Source organism: Streptomyces sp. NPDC096323 (genome assembly GCF_040302845.1).
GTDB lineage: Bacteria > Actinomycetota > Actinomycetes > Streptomycetales > Streptomycetaceae > Streptomyces.
Map to the genome: position 1 here is coordinate 40306 of NZ_JBEOSI010000010.1, position 20985 is coordinate 61290.

The 20985-nt window shown below is 69.6% G+C and carries 15 protein-coding genes; 6 read left to right on the top strand and 9 right to left on the bottom strand.

The window, feature by feature from the left end:
• Positions 1–28: 28 nt before the first annotated feature.
• The 3 genes from mmsA to ABTX18_RS26455 all read left to right on the top strand — a co-directional run bounded on the left by mmsA (position 29) and on the right by ABTX18_RS26455 (position 4167).
• On the top strand, positions 29–1579 hold the full coding sequence (gene mmsA / locus ABTX18_RS26445) for a multiple monosaccharide ABC transporter ATP-binding protein (protein WP_352125244.1): 1551 nt from the start codon (positions 29–31) through the stop codon (positions 1577–1579).
• Positions 1576–2820, top strand: a complete 1245-nt coding sequence (gene mmsB, locus ABTX18_RS26450) for a multiple monosaccharide ABC transporter permease (protein ID WP_352125245.1) — start codon at positions 1576–1578, stop codon at positions 2818–2820. The genes mmsA and mmsB overlap by 4 nt, the downstream gene beginning before the upstream one ends.
• Positions 2821–2946: 126 nt before the next feature.
• Positions 2947–4167, top strand: a complete 1221-nt coding sequence (locus ABTX18_RS26455) for a metallophosphoesterase (protein ID WP_352125246.1) — start codon at positions 2947–2949, stop codon at positions 4165–4167.
• A 109-nt stretch (positions 4168–4276) separates the two neighbouring features.
• On the opposite strand, the gene ABTX18_RS26460 is transcribed toward ABTX18_RS26455, so the two are convergent.
• Positions 4277–5110, bottom strand: a complete 834-nt coding sequence (locus tag ABTX18_RS26460) for a PIG-L family deacetylase (RefSeq protein WP_352125247.1) — start codon at positions 5108–5110, stop codon at positions 4277–4279.
• Positions 5111–5530: 420 nt separating this feature from the next.
• On the opposite strand from ABTX18_RS26460, the gene ABTX18_RS26465 reads away from it, so the two are divergent.
• A complete protein-coding gene (locus tag ABTX18_RS26465) occupies positions 5531–7006 on the top strand; it encodes a family 43 glycosylhydrolase (RefSeq protein ID WP_352125248.1) in 1476 nt (491 codons plus the stop codon).
• A 114-nt stretch (positions 7007–7120) separates the two neighbouring features.
• Positions 7121–8545: a family 43 glycosylhydrolase gene (locus ABTX18_RS26470; RefSeq protein ID WP_352125556.1), complete on the top strand. Its 1425-nt coding sequence runs from the start codon at positions 7121–7123 to the stop codon at positions 8543–8545.
• Positions 8546–8635: 90 nt separating this feature from the next.
• Here the strand turns inward: ABTX18_RS26470 and ABTX18_RS26475 are convergent, their stop codons facing one another.
• Positions 8636–11137, bottom strand: coding sequence for an alpha-L-arabinofuranosidase family protein (locus ABTX18_RS26475; RefSeq protein WP_352125249.1), 2502 nt, complete (start codon positions 11135–11137; stop codon positions 8636–8638).
• Between the two features lie 109 nt (positions 11138–11246).
• Positions 11247–12026: an L-ribulose-5-phosphate 4-epimerase AraD gene (araD, locus tag ABTX18_RS26480; RefSeq protein WP_503061211.1), complete on the bottom strand. Its 780-nt coding sequence runs from the start codon at positions 12024–12026 to the stop codon at positions 11247–11249.
• 318 nt (positions 12027–12344) lie between these two features.
• On the opposite strand from araD, the gene ABTX18_RS26485 reads away from it, so the two are divergent.
• Positions 12345–13358, top strand: a complete 1014-nt coding sequence (locus tag ABTX18_RS26485; RefSeq protein WP_503061219.1) for a LacI family DNA-binding transcriptional regulator — start codon at positions 12345–12347, stop codon at positions 13356–13358.
• Positions 13359–13409: 51 nt separating this feature from the next.
• On the opposite strand, the gene ABTX18_RS26490 is transcribed toward ABTX18_RS26485, so the two are convergent.
• The 6 genes from ABTX18_RS26490 to ABTX18_RS26515 form a co-directional block, all read right to left on the bottom strand.
• Complete coding sequence (locus ABTX18_RS26490) at positions 13410–14417, bottom strand: zinc-dependent alcohol dehydrogenase (protein ID WP_352125252.1); 1008 nt, start codon at positions 14415–14417, stop codon at positions 13410–13412.
• A 175-nt stretch (positions 14418–14592) separates the two neighbouring features.
• The gene (locus ABTX18_RS26495) at positions 14593–15708 is read right to left on the bottom strand and encodes an aldose epimerase family protein (protein WP_352125253.1); all 1116 of its coding nucleotides are present in this window, start codon (positions 15706–15708) and stop codon (positions 14593–14595) included.
• A 102-nt stretch (positions 15709–15810) separates the two neighbouring features.
• Positions 15811–16833 (bottom strand): galactofuranose ABC transporter, permease protein YjfF, encoded by a 1023-nt coding sequence (gene yjfF, locus ABTX18_RS26500; RefSeq protein ID WP_352125254.1) that lies wholly within the window; start codon positions 16831–16833, stop codon positions 15811–15813.
• On the bottom strand, positions 16830–17930 hold the full coding sequence (locus ABTX18_RS26505; RefSeq protein ID WP_352125255.1) for an ABC transporter permease: 1101 nt from the start codon (positions 17928–17930) through the stop codon (positions 16830–16832). The genes yjfF and ABTX18_RS26505 overlap by 4 nt, the downstream gene beginning before the upstream one ends.
• Positions 17927–19486: a sugar ABC transporter ATP-binding protein gene (locus tag ABTX18_RS26510; RefSeq protein WP_352125256.1), complete on the bottom strand. Its 1560-nt coding sequence runs from the start codon at positions 19484–19486 to the stop codon at positions 17927–17929. Before ABTX18_RS26510 ends, ABTX18_RS26505 begins: the two co-directional genes overlap by 4 nt.
• A 68-nt stretch (positions 19487–19554) precedes the next feature.
• Positions 19555–20553: an ABC transporter substrate-binding protein gene (locus ABTX18_RS26515; protein ID WP_352125257.1), complete on the bottom strand. Its 999-nt coding sequence runs from the start codon at positions 20551–20553 to the stop codon at positions 19555–19557.
• Positions 20554–20985 lie beyond the last annotated feature (432 nt).

Here is a 20985-nt window from a genome sequence, read left to right on the forward strand (position 1 = left end):
GGCCCCTCAAGGATTGGAAGGCACAACCATGGCGGGACCCGTCCTGGAAATGCGCTCGATCGTCAAAACCTTTCCCGGCGTCAAAGCGCTGTCGGACGTCACACTGACCGTCCGCCAGGGCGAGGTCCACGCCATCTGCGGAGAGAACGGCGCCGGCAAGTCGACGCTGATGAAGGTGCTCTCGGGCGTCCATCCGCACGGCAGTTACGAGGGGGACATCCTCTTCGCGGGCGAGACGTGCCGGTTCAAGGACATCCGGGCGAGTGAGCAGCACGGCATCGTGATCATCCACCAGGAGCTCGCGCTCGTGCCGTACCTCTCCATCGCGGAGAACATCTTCCTCGGCAACGAGCACGCCAAGCGCGGGCTGATCAACTGGAACGACACCCTCCGGCACGCCGGCGAACTCCTGCGCCAGGTCGGCCTCGACGAGCACCCGGAGACCCGCGTCGCCGACATCGGCGTGGGCAAGCAGCAGTTGGTGGAGATCGCCAAGGCGCTCTCCAAGAAGGTGAAGCTGCTCATCCTGGACGAGCCCACGGCGGCGCTCAACGACGAGGACAGCGGCAAACTCCTCGACCTGATCCTTTCGTTGAAGGAACAGGGCATGACCTCGATCATCATCTCCCACAAACTGAACGAGATCCGCCGGGTCGCCGACTCGGTCACGATCCTGCGCGACGGGCGCTCCATCGAGACGCTCGACGTGAAGGCGCGGGAGACGACCGAGGACCGGATCATCAGCGGGATGGTCGGCCGCGACCTGGAGCACCGCTTCCCGGAGCGGACGGCGCACCATCCGGAGAAGGGCGCGGCGCCCGCGCTGGAGATCCGCAACTGGACCGTGTACCACCCCATCGACCAGCAGCGGAAGGTCGTCGACGACGTCTCGGTCGAGGTGCGGCGCGGCGAGATCGTCGGGATCGCCGGGCTCATGGGCGCCGGCCGCACCGAGCTGGCGATGAGCGTCTTCGGCCGCTCCTACGGCCGGTACGCGGGCGGCACCGTCCTCAGGGACGGCGCCGAGATCCGTACGAAGTCCGTCCCGGAGGCGGTCAAGCACGGCATCGCGTACGCCACCGAGGACCGCAAGCACTACGGTCTGAACCTCATCGACACCATCAACCGGAACATCTCGCTGACCGCGCTGGGCAAGGTGGCCAAGCGCGGGGTGGTCGACGAGCACGGTGAACGGCAGGTCGCCGAGGGATTCCGTACGTCCATGAACATCAAGGCGCCGACCGTCTTCGAGCCGGTGGGCAAGCTGTCCGGCGGCAACCAGCAGAAGGTCGTCCTCAGCAAGTGGATCTTCGCGGGTCCCGAGGTGCTGATCCTGGACGAGCCCACCCGGGGCATCGATGTGGGCGCCAAGTACGAGATCTACACGGTCATCGACCAACTGGCCGCCGAGGGCAAGGCGGTCGTCTTCATATCCTCCGAACTGCCGGAACTGCTCGGCATGTGCGACCGGATCTACACGATGGCCGCGGGACGGCTGACGGGTGAGTTCTCGCGGGCCGAGGCCTCGCAGGAAGCGCTGATGCGTCAGATGACGAAGGACAAAGAGGTAAAGCGATGAGCACGGACGTGACCGCCAAGACTCCGGCCCCCACGCCGCCCGGCAAAATCAAGCCGGCCTCCGGCGAGAGCATGCTGCAGCTGATGCTCGGCGGCATGCGCCGCAACATGCGCCAGTACGGCATGCTGATGGCTCTCGGCCTGATCGTGGTGCTGTTCGCGGTGTGGTCGGGCGGCGATCTGCTGCTGCCGCGCAACGTCTCCAACCTGGTGCTGCAGAACAGCTACATCCTGATCCTCGCGATCGGCATGATGCTGGTCATCATCGCGGGCCACATCGACCTCTCGGTCGGCTCGCTGACCGCGTTCATCGGCGGGATGGCCGCCGTACTGATGGTCGAACACCAGCTGGCCTGGCCGCTCGCGGTGGTGCTGTGTCTGGCCATCGGCGCCGCCGCGGGCGCGGCGCAGGGCTTCCTCATCGCCTATCTCGGCATACCGTCGTTCATCGTGACCCTCGCGGGCATGCTGGTCTTCCGCGGTATGACGGAGATCTTCCTGAAGGGCCAGACCCTCGGCCCCTTCCCGAAGGACCTGCAGAAGATCGCCAACGGCTTCCTGCCCGAGGTCGGCCCCCACACCAACTACCACAACCTCACCCTGCTGCTGGGCTTCGCCCTGATCGCCTTCGTGGTGCTCCAGGAGGCCCGTGACCGCAAGCGGCAGCAGGAGTTCGCCCTTGAGGTGCTGCCGGCCAAGATGTTCGTGCTGAAGCTGATCGCTCTGATCTCGGCCGTCCTCGTCGTCACGCTGCTGCTCGCCAGCTACAAGGGCGCCCCGGTCGTGCTGCTGATCCTCGGCGTGCTGGTCGTCGGGTTCGGCTACCTGATGCGCAACGCGATCATCGGCCGCCACATCTACGCCATCGGCGGCAACCTGCCCGCGGCCAAGCTGTCGGGTGTGAAGGACAAGAAGGTCACCTTCCTGGTCTTCCTGAACATGGGCATGCTGGCGGCCCTGGCGGGTCTGGTCTTCGCCGCCCGCTTCAACGCCGCCTCGCCCAAGGCGGGCCTCAACTTCGAACTGGAGGCCATCGCGGCCTCGTTCATCGGCGGCGCGTCGATGAGCGGCGGTGTCGGCACGGTCCTCGGCGCGATCATCGGTGGTCTGGTCCTGGGCGTGCTGAACAACGGCATGAACCTCGTCGGCATCGGAACCGACTACCAGCAGGTCATCAAGGGCGCGGTGCTGCTGGCCGCGGTCGGCTTCGACGTCTGGAACAAGCGCAAGGTCGGCTCGTAGCCCGAAACCTGCCCGTACACCGGACGGCGCCCTCCCCCGGCGGGGAGGGCGCCGTCCGTCACGCGGGCTCCGGAACGACCGGGGTAAAGTGCGCGCCGGCAGTCCCGTTACTCGAGGAGGGCAAGCGTGACCGACACCAGCGAGGCCCGGTCCGCGGACGGCGCGGCTCCGGCGGACGAGCAGAGCCGGCTGCGCCGCCTGACGCGCTACCTCCCGTTGATCGCCCCCGTCCTGCTGTGGGCCGTGCCCTGCGGGGTGCTGCTGTACGCCGGCCAGCACTGGCCGCTCCCCGTGGCGCTGGGCGGCACCGCTCTCTCCGTCCTCGGGCTGGTCGTCATGCCGCTCGCGATGATGCGCGGCCACGGCCGGCGCCAGCAGGACCGGGCGGCGATCGTCGGCGACACCCTCCTCGGGGCCGCCTGGGTCCTGTTCACCTGGTCCGTCCTCCTCGGCGTGCTGCTGCGCCTCGCCCTGACCGTGGCGGGCGTGGGCGACGGGCAGGAAAGGGCCCGGATCGTCACCTGGGCGGTCCTCGGCGTCACCGCCGTGCTGCTCGCCTGGGGGTACGCCGAGGCCCGCCGCGTGCCACGGGTGCGACGCCTGGACGTGGAAGTCCCGCGGCTGGGAGCGGGACTGGACGGCACGCGCGTCGTCCTCATCACCGACACCCACTACGGCCCCCTCGACCGCGCCCGCTGGTCGGCGCGGGTCTGCGACAAGGTCAACGCCCTGGATGCCGACCTGGTCTGCCACACCGGCGACATCGCGGACGGCACGGCCGAACGGCGCCGCGCCCAGGCGGCTCCGCTCGGCACCGTGCAAGCCACCCGGGCCCGGGTCTACGTCACCGGAAACCACGAGTACTACAGCGAGGCCCAGGGCTGGGTCGACCTGATGGACGAGCTGGGCTGGGAGCCACTGCGCAACCGTCATCTGCTGCTGGAGCGCGGCGGCGACACCCTGGTGGTCGCCGGTGTGGACGACGTCACGGCCGAGTCATCGGGCCTGGCCGGCCACCGCGCCCACCTCGCCGGAGCCCTGGACGGCGCGGACCCCGGCCTGCCCGTCCTGCTCCTGGCCCATCAACCCAAGTTCATCGACCGGGCCGTTGCGGGCGGCGTCGACCTCCAGCTCTCGGGCCACACCCACGGCGGCCAGATCTGGCCCTTCCACCATCTCGTCCGCCTCGACCAGCCGGCCCTCGCCGGCCTCAGCCGCCACGGCGACCGCACCCTGCTCTACACGAGCCGGGGCACCGGTTTCTGGGGCCCGCCGTTCCGCGTCTTCGCTCCCAGCGAGATCACCCTGCTCGTCCTCCGCTCCGCGCCGGGGCGCAACGAGGGCTGAGCGCTGCTCGGGGACGGCCCCGGCCGCCGCGGCCCCGCACGACGGTCCGGAGCCCGCCCGGGGCCAGGGAGCGTCCGGCCCGGGCCCCGGGCCTCGGCGGACGGCCGGATCAGCGCAGTCCGGCGAAGAGGTCGTTCTCGGGTACGGCCGTGCCGGTGGCGTCCTTGACCCGGAGGAAGGTCTCCACGCCCATCAGCTCACCGAACCTCTCCTTGCCCATCTTCAGGAAGAAGATGTTGTCGCCCTGACTGGCGTGCGCGGCCAGGGCGTCGTACTTCTGGCCGCTGAAGGCCTTGGTGTCCACCCACGTGGTGATCTCGTCGTCGGGGAGGCCGATCTCGGCCATCGCGGCGGCCTCGGCAGGGTCCGGCTCGGGCATGTCCTCATTGAATTCGCGCATGGTCTCCCCGAACCGCTTCATCACCGAGTGCGGCATCGTCGTCCAGTACACCTTCGGTGTCAGCTCGGTCAGTTCGAGCGCCGCCATGGTGATGCGGTGGGCCTGGATGTGGTCGGGGTGGCCGTAGAAGCCGTTCTCGTCATAGGTGACGACCACATCGGGCCGGTAGTGCCGCATGAGTTCCGCGAGCCGGGCGGCGCCTTCCGCCACGGGGGTCTGCCAGAAGGCCGCGGGAGCGTCGTTGCTCGGCCAGCCCATCATTCCGGAGTCGGCGTAGTCGAGCATCTCCAGGTCGCTGATCTCAAGGGCTTCGCAGCTCGCCTTGAGCTCCTGACGACGCATCAGGGCGACGGCCGCGGGATCGTGTCCGGGGTCGCCGGGCTTGGCGCCCCCCGGTCCGTCACCGCAGCCGCCGTCGGTACAGGTCACGAGAACGGTGCGGATGCCTTCCGCCGCATATCGCGCGAGGACGCCTCCGGTTCCGGTGGCCTCGTCGTCGGGGTGGGCGTGCACTGCCATGAGCGTCAAAGGCCGGTCAGTCATGAAGAGTCCTCCTGCAGCGAAACGTCTTGGTCCGGGGCCGGTGCGGTTCCCCGGTCCCTACAACCGTGCGGGCCGGACCGGGTGTTCCCCGGGCGGACGGTCAGTCTTCGGCCGCCGGTGCGGCGAACTGCCGCTCGCCCCGGTCCGGGAGCCTGAACCGGGCTGAGTGTGCGCGCTAACAAACCCCGTCCGGAAGTGCTGCGCGAAGCCTTGACGGGCCTTTTCGGCTGACCCATAGTCATAGCCATCGCTCGACCCACACCCTCCCACCCCATGGAGGGCAACCCCGCATGGCCGAACAACCCCTGAATTGTTAGCGCTCACAACAATCGCGGGCGGCTGGTCACCGGGCTCGTAGCGCACACGAGTAATCGCGCCCACCCGCCACGGTCGTATCGCTTTCCCCCATTCAAGGAGTACATGGTGCTGTCCGCACAACGGCAAGGTGCGGCGAGACGAGCCCTTCTGCTCGTCCTCGCCCTCATCACCGCCATGGGCATGAATCTGTTCGGTCCCGAAGAGGCCGAGGCTGCCGCGCCCGGTCCCTCCTTCACCAACCCCGTGGTCAGGGAGCCCAACAGCGCCGACCCGACGCTGGTGTACGACAACGGGTTCTACTACTACGTCGCGACCACCTGGTCCTCCGATGTCGTGATGCGCAAGTCGTCGACCATCGCGGGGCTGCGCAGCGCCCCCGAGCACCTGGTCCACCGCAGCACCGGTACGCAGATGTGGGCGCCGCACCTGGAGAAGGTCGGCGACCGCTGGTACCTGTACTACTCCGTCGAACAGTGCTGCGCCGCCCGCCGCACGCACGTCCTGGAGAGCGCCGGGTCCGATCCCATGGGCTCGTACACCGACCGCGGCGTCATCAACCTGCTGCCGGGCGACGGCTGGGCGATCGACGCGAGCCTGCTGAAGCTCAATGGCGCCCTGTACATGACGTTCTCCGCGTTCAATCCCGGGGACGGGCTGCAGTCGCTCTACATCGCCCCCATGTCCAACCCGTACACGGCCAGTGCGTTCGGGACGCGGATCTCCGCTCCGACGCTGGCGTGGGAGCGGCAGGAGGGGGCGGTCAACGAGGGCCCGTTCGCTCTGCAGCGGGGCGGCCGCACCTTCCTGACCTATTCGGCCAGCCACTGCAACGGCCCGAACTACAAGCTGGGCATGCTGGAGTACCGCGGCGGCAGTCCGCTCGCGGCCGCGTCGTGGACGAAGTTCGCGAACCCGGTCTTCCAGCGCAGCGACGCGAACGGGGTCTTCGGCCCCGGCCACCACTCGTTCTTCTCCTCACCTGACGGGACGGAGACCTGGATCGCGTACCACGCGAACTCCTCGGCGTCCGACGGCTGCGGGACCACGCGTACGACCCGGGTGCAGAAGATCTCCTGGAACGCGGACGGCACCCCCAACCTCGGCGTCCCGGTCTCGACCTCGACCGTTCTGCAAGGCCCCTCCGGGGAGACGGGCGGCCCGGGGGCGCCGGTGGCCATCCGCAACCGCCACAGCGCTCTCTGCCTCGACGACTACAACTGGGCGACCGCGCCGGGCTCGGAGGTGCGGCAGTGGACCTGCAACGGCGTTGCCGCCCAGCAGTGGGACCTGACACCGACCGGTGACGGCTACTACCGGATCAGCAACCGCCACAGCGGCCTCTGCCTGGACGACAAGGACTTCGCGACCGCGCCCGGTTCGGTCGTCCACCAGTGGACCTGCAACGAACTGGCGGTCCAGGAGTGGAAGAAGACCGACGTGGGCGGCGGCTACTCCACCCTGGTCAACCGGCACAGCGGTCTGTGCCTCGACAACTACAACTGGGCGACCACGGCCGGGTCCGAAGTCCGGCAGTGGACCTGCAACAACCTCAACGCCCAGCAGTGGGCCATCGCCTAGAGCCATGGACCGGGGTCCGGGGCCGGACAGGCCCCGGACCCCGGACACCCCCAATCACCGACAGAGGAAGAGCAGTCCATGAGACCTGAACTCAACCGTCGCACCGTGCTCGGCATGATCGCCGGCTCGGCCACCGTCGGCCTCACCGGCGCCTGGGCCTCCACCGCCCACGCGGCCGTGCCCGCATCACCCGGAGTGACGTACATGAACACCCTCGCCGAGCAGCGGGCCGATCCTCACATCTGGAAGCACACCGACGGCTTCTACTACTTCACCGCGACCGTTCCCTCGTACGACCGGATCGTGCTGCGTCGCGCCACCACGATCCAGGGCCTTTCCGCGGCCACCGAGACGACCATCTGGACGAGGCACACCAGCGGGGCGATGGGCGCGCACATCTGGGCCCCCGAAATCCATCACATCGACGGCAAGTGGTACATCTACTTCGCCGCCGGTGACGTGAACGACATCTGGAAGATCCGGCCGTACGTGCTGGAGTGCACCGCCGCCAATCCGCTCACCGGCGCCTGGACGGAGAAGGGCCGCATCGCGCTGCCGCTCGACACCTTCTCGCTGGACGCGACGACCTTCGTCGTCAACGGCACCCGCTACCTCGCCTGGGCGCAGAACGACCCGGCCGTGGGACCCGGCACCAACATCTACCTCGCGCGGATGTCCACTCCGTGGACCATCACCGGCAGCCCCGTCATGCTCAGCCGGCCGACCGCCTCGTGGGAGACCGCCGGTGGCCAGACCGTCAACGAGGGCCCGGCCGTGATCCAGCGGAACGGGAAGGTGTTCATGACCTTCTCGGCCAGCGCCACCGACTCCCATTACTGCATGGGCATGCTGACCGCGCCGGCTTCCGCCAACCTGCTGAGCGCGGCCTCCTGGACGAAGAGCGCCGGCCCGGTCTTCGCGAGCAATGCGGCCACCAGTCAGTACGGCCCCGGGCACAACCAGTTCACCGTGTCCGAGGACGGCCGGTCGGACATCCTCGTCTACCACGACCGCGGTTACGAGAACATCGCCGGCGACCCTCTCGCAGATCCCAACCGGCGCACCCGCGTCCAGAAGATCTACTGGAAGGCCGACGGCACCCCCGACTTCGGCATCCCGGTCGCCGACGGGCAGACCCCGGTCAGGCTCTCCTCGTACAACTACCCCGGCCACTTCGTCCGGCACCGGGATTCCCGGGGCCGGATCGATCCGGACGTCTCTCCGCTGGCCGACTCGCAGTTCCGGGTCGTCACCGGCCTCGCCGGCGGCGGCACCGTCTCCCTGGAGGCGGCCAATTTCCCCGGCTTCTTCCTGCGCCACAAGAACTATGAGGTCTGGCTGGAGCGGAACGACGGGACCACCCTGTTCCGCGGCGACGCCTCCTGGAACGCGCGCGGCGGACTCGCCGACTCCGCCGGTGTCTCGTACGAGTCGTCCAACGTGCCGGGCCGCTACATCCGTCACTACGACTACCTGCTGCAGGTCCAGGTGGTCAGCACGGCGACCGACCGGGCGGACGCCACCTTCTACACCCAGTGAGCCACTGGCCGAGGGGCCGGAGCGTCTGCTGACGCTCCGGCCCCTCGGCGTTTGGTGGTTACCGGTACCGGTGACTGCGGCCCGTGGCCGTCACTTCTCCCGGATTCTCAGGAACGTGACGGAGTTGGCCGGGAAGGTGTACGTGAAGCTGTCCGACACCCCGGTCAGGGTGGTCGTCACCGGAGCGACGGGCGTGGCGGTCTCACTGTTCACGGCAGCCGGGGCCGCCGCCAGGGTGGTGACCCGCGCCCGGGAGGCGACCCGTGCCCCGCCGAGGTCGACGCTGGTGCGCGCATCGGCCGCCTGGGCGTTGACCACCTTGACGATCAGATCGCCGGTCTTCTGGTCCCGGGTGACGACCTGGCGGAAGGGCTCGGCCACCTTGTCGTCGGTGAAGGAGTCCCACTCCTTGCCGTCCAGGTAGAGGGTCACCTGGCGGCCGCGGACCTTGACGTCGATGTCGTAGGCGCGTCCCGACTCGATGGTGCCGGGCTTGGTGACGAGGGTCGACTTCACACCGTTGTCCGCCCGCTCGACGGCGTGGGCGGTGTTGCCCCAGCCCCCGAGGTTCCACCAGTAGTAGTTACCGGTGTCCTTGACGCCGAAGGCGACCAGGAACCCTTCCTTGCCGTCCTTCTTGGTGGCCTTCACGTGCAGGTCGTAGTCGTGCCAGCCCGGGTCGCCGGCGGAGACCGTGGTGTCCTCGGCGGCGATATCGGTCTGGGTGTACTGGCCGTCCTGCACGGTCCAGCTGCCGCCGCCGGTGTGCTTCCACGCCGAGGGCTCACCGGAGAAGTCGTCGGCGAGGAGAGGGGTGCCGTCCGCCGCGGTGACCCGTACGTCGTCGTAGGCGGCGGTCGTCGCCCAGGTGGACAGGCCCACGGCGCCGGAGATCGGGCCGGCGACGGAGGGTGTGCCGGAGGCCGTGGAGGGGACGACCCGGTCACCGACATTGTTCATGAAGAGCTTCTGGACCTCGTAGTTGGCCGAGCCCCAGGCGGAGTGGTGGTTGAACCAGATCATGTTGGGCTGCCACTGCACGTAGTCCTCGTTGGCGAGGAGAGGTGCGTAGGAGGCGAGCTTGACCACGTCCGCGTTGCGTTCCAGACCGGTCATGAAGGCGGCTTCGGCGAGGCCGTTGCCGAAGGTGTTGCCCCGGGAGGCGTACTCCCCGAGGAAGACCTTGGGTCCGGAGCGGTCGTACGTGTCGTAGCGGTCGTTGTTCTCCAGGAACCACTGCGGGCTGTTGTAGTAGTGCTCGTCGACCATGGCCACGCCGGCGTCCCGGTTGAGCTGCCACGCGGTGTCGAAGGTGGTGCCTGCGGCGGCCGGTCCGGAGTTGGAGATCACGGTGACGCCGGGGTACTTGGCCTCGATGGCCGTACGGAACTGAGTGAAGCGCTCGAAGAACTCCCGGGGCAGGTTCTCCTCGTTGCCGACCTCGATGTGGGTGAGGTGGAACGGCTTCGGGTGGCCCATCGCGGCGCGCTTGCGGCCCCAGGTGGACGTCACGGGTCCGTTGGCGAACTCGATGAGGTCCAGGGTGTCCTGGATGTGGCGCTTGAGCAGGGCGTCGTCGACGACGGCACGGTCCTGCCCGCAGCCGGTGACCAGGGCGGGCACGACCGGCAGGGGCATCGCTCCGACGTCCTGCGCATAGCGGAAGTACTCGTAGTAGCCGAGGCCGTAACTCTGGTTGTATCCCCAGAAGTTGGCGTTGGTGGCACGCTGCTCGACCGGCCCGATGGTGTCCTTCCACTGGTAGGAGCGGGCACGCTGCCAGCCGGACTTCTCGCTGTAGTCGTCCATCGACCCGGTGTTGACCAGGCAGCCGCCGGGGAAGCGCAGGAAGCCGGGGCGCAGTTCGGCGATCTTCTGGGCGAGGTCCTTCCGCAGACCGTTGCTCTGGTGCTTGTAGGTGTCGCGCGGGAACAGCGACACCATGTCGAGGGCCACCACGCCGGAGGAGGCGACGGCGAGCCTGCCGCTGGTGCTCGTGCGGGTCGCGGTGAAGCTGACGCGGTACTGCTTCCACCCTCCCTTCACGGCCTTCTGCCGGGCCGTGGCCAGCGCGCCGCCCGCGTCCTTGAGCGTGACGGTGAGGTCGGTGCGGGCGTCCGCCCGGGCCCAGACCGAGAAGTCGTACGTCTCACCCGCCCGCAGCGACAAGCCGGTGTTGTAGCCGGAGTTGGTGAGCGTCGAACCGGGCGCCAGCTCGGCGTAGTTACGGTTGTTCGCGTTGAGGCGGCCGTCGTCGTTCACCACCTCGGCGGACCCTTCGACGGCCCATGAGGTCAGCGGGGTGTAGGACCGGTTGTCCGTAGTGGAGTACTCGAAGGACCTGTTCTGTACGAGTTCGGCGTACAGGCCACCGTCCGCGGCGCGGTTGATGTCCTCAAAGAAGATCCCGTACATGGTGTCGTCGATCGCGGGCCCCTGCTTGGCGGGGTCCACGGTGAGGGCGTAGTCGGTGACCGGTGCCTCCGCGACCGGCGTCTCCGCGAGGGCCGGAGTGGGCACGACGGCGGTGGCCGCGAGGACCGCGGTGGCCGTCAGGGCTAGCTGCAGACGGGATCTGCTTCTGCGGTGCATGGGTACTCCGAGGGTCGTGGCGCCGTGGAGCGCCGGTGGGCGGGAGGAAGGGGAGGCGTGCGGCTGCTCCGGGTGTGCGGCTGCTTCCGGTGTGCGGCTGCTTTCCCGGTCAGTGCGCCCCGGCGACCGCACCGTTGCCGTAGTAGGCGTCCGGCCCGTGCTTCCTGGTGAAGTGCCGGTCCAGGAGGTGCTGCGGAGGCGCCGAGGCGTCCCCGAGGGCAGCCGACCGGAGGGCCAGGGTGTGCAGCGCCATCTCCGCGACCGCCTCGCAGATGATGGCGTTCTCCAGGGAGGCGGTCGCGGTGGCTCCCCAGGTGAAGGGCCCGTGCCGGGAGACGAGCGCCCCGGGCACGCTCTCGGCCCGCGACGGGTCGTCTTCCAGCATGGCCACGATCACCTGGCCGGTGTTGTACTCGTAGTCCCGCGCGCACTGCTCGGCGGTGAGGTCCTCCGTCACCGGGACGGGGCCGTTGAAGGTGTCCGCGTGCGTCGTGCCCAGCACCGGGATGGCACAGCGGGCCTGGGCGAAGGCGACCGCGTGGGCCGAGTGGGTGTGGGTGACGCCGCCCACGGAGGGGAAGGCCCGGTAGAGGCAGCGGTGGGTCTCCGTGTCGGTGGACGGCCGGAGCGCCCCCTCGACCACACGCCCGTCGTCGAGGGCCACCACGACCAGATCCTCCTCGGTGAGGTCGGCGTAGGAGACCCCGGAGGGCTTGATGACGAAGACGCCCGCCTCCCGGTCCACCCCGCTCACGTTTCCCCAGGTGAGCGTGGCCAGGCCGGCCTCCGGGATGCGCAGATTGGCGGCCAGCACCTCTCGCCGAAGGCTCTTGAGGCTCGTATCGCTCACTACGCTCTCACCATTTTTCCGCACAAGGCATCCATTCATGGACGCAAAGGACAATTCTGAGCCGGAACGGGAACTGCCGGCCCGGACCCCGCGCGAGGAACTCACGCGGCACAGCTATCGCTCATCGAATTGTGAGCGCTAACATGGCTCACGCTCAAGCCCCTGGCGAGGTTTTTGTCGGCGATCCCGCAGGGGTGCACAGGAAAAATGTGAGCGCAACCGCGCCGAGCTACCCCAAAAGCCTCACCTCGTGGTCGCCCCGGGCGCGCCCGGGGCGGAGCGGTACCTTGGGGGAACCGCTGCTCCCAGGAAGGAAAAGGGTTGTCCCAGGTCCCCGATGCCGTGAGAGCTCCCACCATGACGGACGTGGCGCGCGCGGCAGGCGTCTCGCACCAGACCGTCTCGCGCGTCCTCAGTCAGCACCCCAATGTGAGTCCCGCGACCCGGGCCGCCGTGATGGAGGTCGTCGAGCGGCTCGGCTACCGGCGCAACTCCGCCGCGCGCGCCCTCGCGACCCGGCGCACCCACACGCTGGGCGTCATCGCGGCGAACACCACGTTCCACGGGCCGGCGAGCACCCTGACCGGCGTCCAGGAGGCGGCACGGGACCGCGGCTATCTGGTGTCGGCCGTCACCCTGCGGACGCCCACCCATGCGGCGCTCTCCGAAGCGATGCAGCATCTCGCCACCTGGGGCGTCGAGGGCGTCATCGTCGTCACCTCGCAGCGCGACACGGTCAGAGCGCTCGCGGCCCTCGACGCCCCGTGCCCGATCGTCACCGTCGAAGGCGGTGACACGCTCGGCCTCCCCGGAGTCTCCCTGGACCAGAATCTCGGGGCCCGCATGATCACGGAACACCTCCTCGCCGCCGGGCACTCCACCGTGTGGCACGTCGCCGGACCCGAGAACTGGCTGGAGAGCGAGGCCCGCGTCGCCGGTTGGGAGAGTTCTCTGCGCGAGGCGGGGGCCGAGGTGCCTCCCCCGGTGCGGGGTGACTGGAGCCCGATGTCCGGGTACCAGGCGGGTCAGCAGCTGGCGGGCCGCGTCCTGGCGTCCTCCGGCCGGGGCTCCGGCCTCACGGCCGTGTTCGTCGCCAACGACCAGATGGCGCTCGGGGTGCTGCGGGCCTTTCGCGAGGTCGGTGTGCGGACGCCCGAGGACGTGGCGGTCGCCGGCTTCGACGACATTCCGGAGGCGGAGTTCTTCCCACCGCCGCTCACCACGATCCGCCAGGACTTCACCAAGCTCGGCCAGACCAGCATCGCGCTGCTCCTGGACCTCATCGAGGGCCGCGCCGACGAGCCGCGGCAGCTGACGGTCGCCCCCGAACTCATCGTCCGCGCGAGCACCGCGCGCCGGCGCCCGGGCTGACCCCTCGGGCGTGGCCGCCTCCCTGGAGCCATGCCCGCGACCGACCTGCTGTCAGGCACCCGTCGGCCGGAGCAGGACCTTGCCCACGGCCGGGTCGTCCGCCTTCAGGAGCTCGACCGCCCGGCCGTAGGCCTCCAGAGTGAAGGTGTGCGTGATCAGGCGGCCGGGCGTGATCCTGCCGGACACGAAGGCGCCCACGGCGAGCGCCCACGCCCTCGACGGCGCTCCGGACACGGAGTGGACGGTCAGTTGCCGCTTCACGATCTCCCGGGGATCCAGCGGGTCCAGTGCCGGGTTCGTGCAGACCAGCCGGCCGCCGCTGCCGAGCAGGCCGGCCGGCCGGGCCGCGGTCCGGGGGGCGCCGGCGGTGTGGATGACGACGTCGCACCGGCTGGGCAGGGCCTCGCCGGGGGCGACATAACCGGCCGCCCCCTGCGCCAGGGCCAGCTCCTCGCGGCCGCCGCCGCCCGACCCCGCCACCGTCACCCCGCGCGCGCCCGATGCGGCCAGGAGCTGAGCGACCAGCAGGCCGGGAACGCCGTCCCCGAGCACCGCCACGCTCTCGTCGGGGCGTGCCCTCGCCGCGAGGACAGCCGCCATCGCGCAGGCGGCGGGCTCCAGCAGGGCGGCGGCCGCCAGGTCGGCCTCGTCGGGGAGCACGTACAGGGACCGCGCCGGAACCACCAGGTTCTGCGCCATGCCTCCCGGCCGGGTGAAGCCGGTCTCCTCGTATCCCGAGAGGCACAGGGTGTTCTCGCCCGTACGGCATCGCTCGCAGACCTCGCAGCCCCGGACTCCCTCGCCGACCACCTTCCGGCCGACCAGCCCGCCGCTCACCCCCGCACCGACCCGCTCCACGACGCCCGACCACTCGTGGCCCGGCGTGAGCGGATACCTCACGTACCCGTCCGGCCGTGCGCCGCTCAGGACGTCCGCGTCACTGCCGCAGAGGCCGTTGCTGTGGACGCGGACCAGCGCCTCGTCCGGACCCGGGCCGACGGGCCGCAGGGTGACGAGTTCATGGACTCCCGGCCGGGTGACCAGCACCGCGGTGCTCATCGGCCGCCCCCGTCCTGTCCGAGGGGCCCGTCGGCCGCCGGGCTGCAGGCACGGTGGTCGTTGCGAGGCGTGTGGGTCTTCATGTTCCGGACTCCTCCCGGCCCGCGCCTCCCCGGCCATGCCGAAGAGCCGGCCCCGCGACAGCGGGACCGGTCGGCTTCGGGGAGACGAGGGCTCAGTCGGTGCTGAACCTCAGGATGGTGGTGGACCGGTACGCCGTGCCCGGACGCAGGCGGACGGAGGGAAAGTCCGCGCGGTTCGGGGAGTCGGGGAAGTGCTGCGTCTCCAGGGCCACGCCGGCGTAGGCACCGTAGGCGCGCCCGCTCTTGCCGGTGACCTCGCCGGAGAAGCCGTTCCCCGTGTAGACCTGGATGCCCGGCTCGGTGGTGTGCACTTCGAGGCGCCGGCCCGAATCGGGGGCGTAGAGAACGGCCGCTCTTCGCGGCAGCTCCGGCCAGCCGCCGTCCAGCACCCAGTTGTGGTCGAACCCTCCGCCGGCTACGGCGAGTTGCGGGTCCGGGTGCGTGAGGACATCCGACAGGCGCCGCGGACTGCGCAGGTCGAACGGGGAATCGCCGACGGACCGGTGTTCGCCCCGCGGGATGAGTTCGGCGTCGACCGGCGTGTAGAGCGACGCGTCGACCTGCAGCTGGTGGGCGAGCACATTGCCGCGCCCCTCCCCCTCCAGGTTCCAGTACGCGTGGTTGGTGAGGTTGACGACGGTGGGGGCGTCGGACACGGCGTGGTAGTCCAGGGTGAGATCGCCGTCGCGGTCGAGCGTGTAGGTGACGCGCACGTTCAGCGCTCCGGGGAAGCCCTGATCGCCGTCGGGGCTGTGGAGATGGAGATGGACACCGGTGCGGTCGGCGGAGTGGAACGGTTCGCACCTCCAGAGCCGCTGGTCGAATCCGTCGGGTCCGCCATGGAGTGTGTGGCCGGTGGACTGTGCGGCCAGCTGGTGGACGGCGCCGTCCACCGCGATCCGGCCGCCGGCGATGCGGTTCGCGTAGCGGCCCACCGTCGCGCCGAAGTAGCCCGCCGGTCCCCGGACCTGGGCCGCGTCCCGCGCCCCCAGGACCACGTCGGCGAAGTGACCCCGCCGGTCGGGCAGCAGCAGGGAGTGCAGGCGGGCGCCGAGAGTGTGCACCTCCGCGCGCGCCTGGCCGGCGAAGCCGAACACCCACCGCTCCCCCGTCCCCGTGTCCGGCAGGCACACCGGGGGGCTGGTCCGCTGGTGCGAGGCCGGCCCGGGCCCGGCCGGGTCAGCGGCCGGATTCTGTGTATGTCGCATGTTCTGTGTTCCTTGGCTGTCGCGCCGCCCGGAAACCGCGCCGGGCGCAGGAGGCCCGGACACGTACGGTGTCCGTGCCGGATGCCGGTCGTGTGGCCGTGGTCATTCGCCGACGGGCCGGCGGCCGCCCATCACGCGCTGCAGGACGATGAAGACCAGCAGGAGGGCCCCGATGACGATGCGGGTCCACCAGGAACTCAGCGTTCCCTGGAAGTTGATGACGGTCTGGATCATGCCGAGCACCAGGACGCCCAGAGCGGTGCCCAGCACGAAGCCGGATCCGCCGGTCAGCAGGGTGCCGCCGATGACGGTGGCCGCGATCGCGTCGAGTTCCATGCCCATGGCGTGCAGCGCGTACCCGGAGAGCATGTAGAAGGTGAGCAGCACCCCTCCGAGTGCCGAACACAGGCCGCTGATCGCGTAGACGGCGATCTTCGTCCTTCCCACCGGGAGGCCCATCAGCCGTGCCGAGGTCTCGTTGCCGCCCAGCGCGTACACGTTCCGGCCGAACCGGGTGTGGTGCAGGACGACGAAGGCGATCGCCACGGCGACCAGGGCGATCACCACGGAGATGGAGACGAAGAGGCCCTCGGGGCCGTACAGCCGCGTCTGCGCCATCTTGACCGTCGTCGGGTCGTTGATCGAGATGGACTCGGTGCTGATGGAGTAGCAGAGTCCCCGGGCCAGGAACATCCCGGCGAGCGTCACGATGAACGGCTGGATCTCGAAAGTGTGGATGATCCAGCCCATCAGCGCCCCGCCGGCGCCACCGACGACGAGGACCAGCGGGATGACGGTGGCGAGCGGCCAGTTGTGCTGTTCCACCAGCCATGCGGTGAGCATGGTGGACAGGGCCACCATGGAGCCGACCGACAGGTCGATGCCGCCCGTGAGGATGACGAAGGTGACGCCGACGGCGACGACGAGGAGGAAGCCGTTGTCGATGAGGAGGTTCAGCAGCACCTGGGTGGAGAAGAAGCCCTCGTAGCGCACCGATCCTACGGTGAACATGGCCACCAGCAGGACGGCGGTGACCATCAGGGGGATACGGGTGCGGCTGTGCGGCGACGCCGCCCGGAAGGGCCGCGCGAGGGTCGCGGCGGTGTTCGCGATGCCGGTGCTCATGCGCGGGCCTCCTGCTTCAGCGGAGCCTCGCCCGCCGTGGTGGTGGGGCGGGGTGGGGTGGTTCTGCGCCGCTGCAGCGCCTTGGCCCGGAAGACCGGGGACTGCACGAGGCAGACCACGATGACGACCACGGCCTTGAAGACGAGCGTGGTCTCCGGCGGCACCCCGAGGGTGTAGACCGTCGTCGAGAGCGTCTGGATGATGAGCGCGCCCAGGACGGTGCCGCCCAGGGAGAAGCGTCCGCCGGTCAGGGCGGTGCCTCCGATGACGACCGCGAGGATCGCGTCGAGCTCGATCCAGAGTCCGGCGTTGTTGCCGTCGGCGCTGGAGACGTTGGAGCTGATCATCAGTCCGGCGACGGTGGCGCACACCGCGCTGAACACGTAGACGAGGGTCAGCAGGCCGGCCGCGCGGATGCCGACCAGGCGGCTGGCCGTCGGGTTGCCGCCGACGGCCTCGATCAGCATGCCCAGCGCGCTGCGACGGGTGACGAGGGAGGTGAGCGCCACCACGACGGCCGCCAGGATCACGGCGAAGGGGAACATCAGCCAGTAGCCGCCGCCGATCATCTTGTACGGGGCGCTGGTCACGGTGATGATCTGGCCGTCGGTGATCAGCTGCGCGACGCCGCGGCCCGCCACCATCAGGATCAGGGTCGCCACGATGGGCTGGACGCCCAGCCGGGAGACCAGCAGACCGTTGGCGAGGCCGAGGACCAGGGCCACGCACAGGGCGATGACGACGGCCGTGAGCATGGTGCCGACGCTGCCGGGACTCGACGAGCTCGCTATGTGCTGGCAGGCCAGCGCTCCCGCGATCGCGACGGTCGAACCCACCGACAGGTCGATGCCGCGGGTGGCGATGACGAGCGTCATGCCGAGCGCCACCAGGATGAGCGGGGCGCCGAACTGCATGATGTCGATGAGGCTGCCGTACAGATGGCCGTTGCGGACCCGCACCGAGAAGAAGTCGTGGGTGAAGGCCAGGTTGCCGAGCAGCAGGGCGAGCAGGATGAGCGACGGCCACAGCAGCCGGTGGCGGGCCAGACGCTTCCCGAGGCCGCCCACCGGGGCGACCCGGGCAGGCTGGGAGTTCATGAGTTCGCTCCGGTGGCGATGGTGGCGAGTATGCGTTCGGGGGTGACGGTGTCGTCGTTGGTGAGGGTGGCGACCATCCGGTGGTCCCTGAGCACGCCGATGCGGTGGCTCAGCCGCAGGACCTCTTCGAGCTCCGCGGAGATGAACAGCACCGAGGTGCCGTCCGCCGCGAGTCGTGCGACGAGCTTCTGGATCTCGGCCTTGGCCCCGATGTCGATGCCCCGGGTGGGTTCGTCGAGGATCAGGAGGCGGGGGTCCGTGAGCAGCCAGCGTGCCAGCAGGACCTTCTGCTGGTTGCCGCCGCTGAGGTGGCGCACCTGGGCCTCGGGGTTCGCGGGACGGATGTCCAGCGCCTCGATCCAGTGCCGGGTCAGCTCGTCCTGCTTGGCGCGCGGGAGCGGCCGGGTCCAGCCGCGGGAGGCCTGCAGGGCGAGCACGATGTTCTCGCGGATGGTCAGCTCGCCGACGAGGCCCTCGGCCTTGCGGTTCTCCGAGCAGAAGGCGATGCGGTGGGCGATGGCGTGCCGCGGGGTGCGCAGGGACACCGCCTCGCCCGCCACACGGACCTCGCCGGAGTCCGCACTGTCCGCGCCGAACAGCAGACGTGCGGCTTCGGTGCGGCCCGATCCGAGGAGGCCGGCCAGGCCGATGACCTCTCCGGGGTGGATGTCCAGGTCGTACGGCTCGATGTATCCCGTCCGGGTCAACTGCCGTGCGCTGAGGAAGGGTTCGCCCTCGGATCGCTCGCTCGCCTCGCGCTGGGCACGGTCCGAGAGCTGGTCGAGGGTGGCGAGCTCTCCGCCGATCATGCGCTGTACGAGGGAGACGGGGGTGAGCTCCCCGATCGTGTACTCACCCTCCAGGCGGCCGTTGCGAAGGACCGTCACGCGGTCGCAGATCTCGAAGACCTGGTCCAGGAAGTGGGTGACGAACAGGATGGCCACACCGCGGTCGCGGAGCCGGCGCACCAGGGTGAACAGCTCGGCGACCTCGTCGCGGTCCAGGCTGGAGGTGGGCTCGTCCAGGACGAGGACCTTGGCCGACACGTCCACGGCGCGGACGATGGCGATCAGCTGCTGCACGGCCAGGGAGTGCGCGCCGAGCGGGCTGGTGACGTCCAGGCCGAGGTCCAGTTCCTTCAGCAGGTCCGCGGCCCGCTTGCGCAGCGCGGACCAGTGGATGAGACCGAACCGCCGGGGCTCGCGCCCGATGAGGATGTTCTCGGCGACCGAGATGTTCTGGCAGAGGTTGACCTCCTGGTAGACGGTGCTGATGCCCGCCTGCTGAGCCTGGAGGGGGTCACCGAACGCGTGCGGCCTGCCGTCGACCAGGATGGTGCCGCCGTCGGCGGGGTGAGCGCCGGTGAGCACCTTGATCAGGGTGGATTTCCCCGCGCCGTTCTCCCCCATGAGGGCGTGCACCTCACCGGGAAAGAGCCGGAGGCCGACCCCGTCCAGGGCGAGCACACCCGGGAACTCCTTGCGAATGTCCTGCGCTTCCAGCACCGGCCGCCGCTCGTCGGCGGTCCGGTTGTGGGGGTCGGATGGGGCTGTCATCCGCCCTCCTTCCTGAGTGGGCGGAGGAGGCACGTGGGCGTGCCTCCTCCCGCGTCGAGCGGCCGGCGTCAGTACTTGCGGCTCGGCAGCGCGGCCTTCGCCTTGTCCTGCGGGAAGACGCCTTCCTCGGTCTCCACGCGCTCCGGGACGACCTCTCCGGCGGCGACGCTCTTGGTCAGCTCCATCAGCTGGTCACCGAGCAGCGGGTTGCACTCCACGACGACGTTGATCTTGCCCTCGGTCATCGCCACGAAGGCGTCCTTGATCCCGTCGACCGAGATGACCTTGATGTCCTTGCCCGGCTGCTTGCCGGCTTCCTCGATCGCCTGGATCGCACCGAGGGCCATGTCGTCGTTGTGGGCGTACAGGACGTCGATGTCCTTGTGGGACTTCAGGAACGCCTGCATGACCTCCTTGCCCTTGGCGCGGGTGAAGTCACCCGTCTGCGAGGCGATGATCTTGAACTTGTGGTCACCCTTGATGACTTCGGCGAAGCCGGCCTTGCGGTCGTTGGCGGGGGCGGAGCCGGTGGTGCCCTGGAGCTCGACGATGTTGACGGTGTCCTTGGAGTTCGCGTACTCGTCGGTCAGCCACTGACCGGCGGACGTGCCCTCCTTGACGAAGTCCGAACCGAGGAAGGTCTTGTAGAGCGACTTGTCCTTGCTGTCCACGGCACGGTCGGTGAGGATCACGGGGATGCCCGCGTCCTTGGCCTCCTTGAGAACCGTGTCCCAGCCGGACTCCACGACCGGCGAGAAGGCGATGACGTCGACCTTCTGCTGGATGAAGGTGCGGATCGCCTTGATCTGGTTCTCCTGCTTCTGCTGAGCATCGGAGAACTTCAGGGTGATGCCGGCCTTCTTCGCCGCTTCCTGGACGGACTTGGTGTTGGCGGTGCGCCATCCGCTCTCCGCGCCGACCTGGGCGAAGCCGAGCACGATCTTGCCCTTGGGCTTCGAACCGGAGCCCCCGTCGCTGCCGGCTTCGGGGTTCTCGGTGGAACAGGCGGTCAGCGTGGTGGACGCGAGGAGGGCGATGCCGGCGAAGACGACAGCTCTACGGGCCATGCGGGCCATGGTGGGGTGTCCTTTCGGAGTACACGGAGGGTGCCCCCGGCACGATGAGGGAGCATCCGGCCGGCGGGGTGAGGCTCTTCCTGCACGGAGGTCCCGCGATCACCGGGGGAACCGGTGCCGGGGTCCGACAGGAGCGAACGGCCTTCCGAAGAAGGGCGCCGCTGCATTGTGAGCGCTAACACCACTGGTTCTCAATCCCCAGGTGTGCGTTATTTTTCCGTTATCCGCTCGGTGCGGTCACGCGGGCCCTCGCCGCGACCGCCGCCCGGGCGGTGAACGGCGCGTCCACCGTCGGGCACCCGTCGGTCCACCGGGCCGCGCCAGGCCTCGAATCCGGGGGCGCGCGAACACGGCGGCGGAAGGGGGCGAGCGGCCCGTCGCCCGGCCCGGATGCGACCGCGCACCTCACCTCAAGTGCCCGCA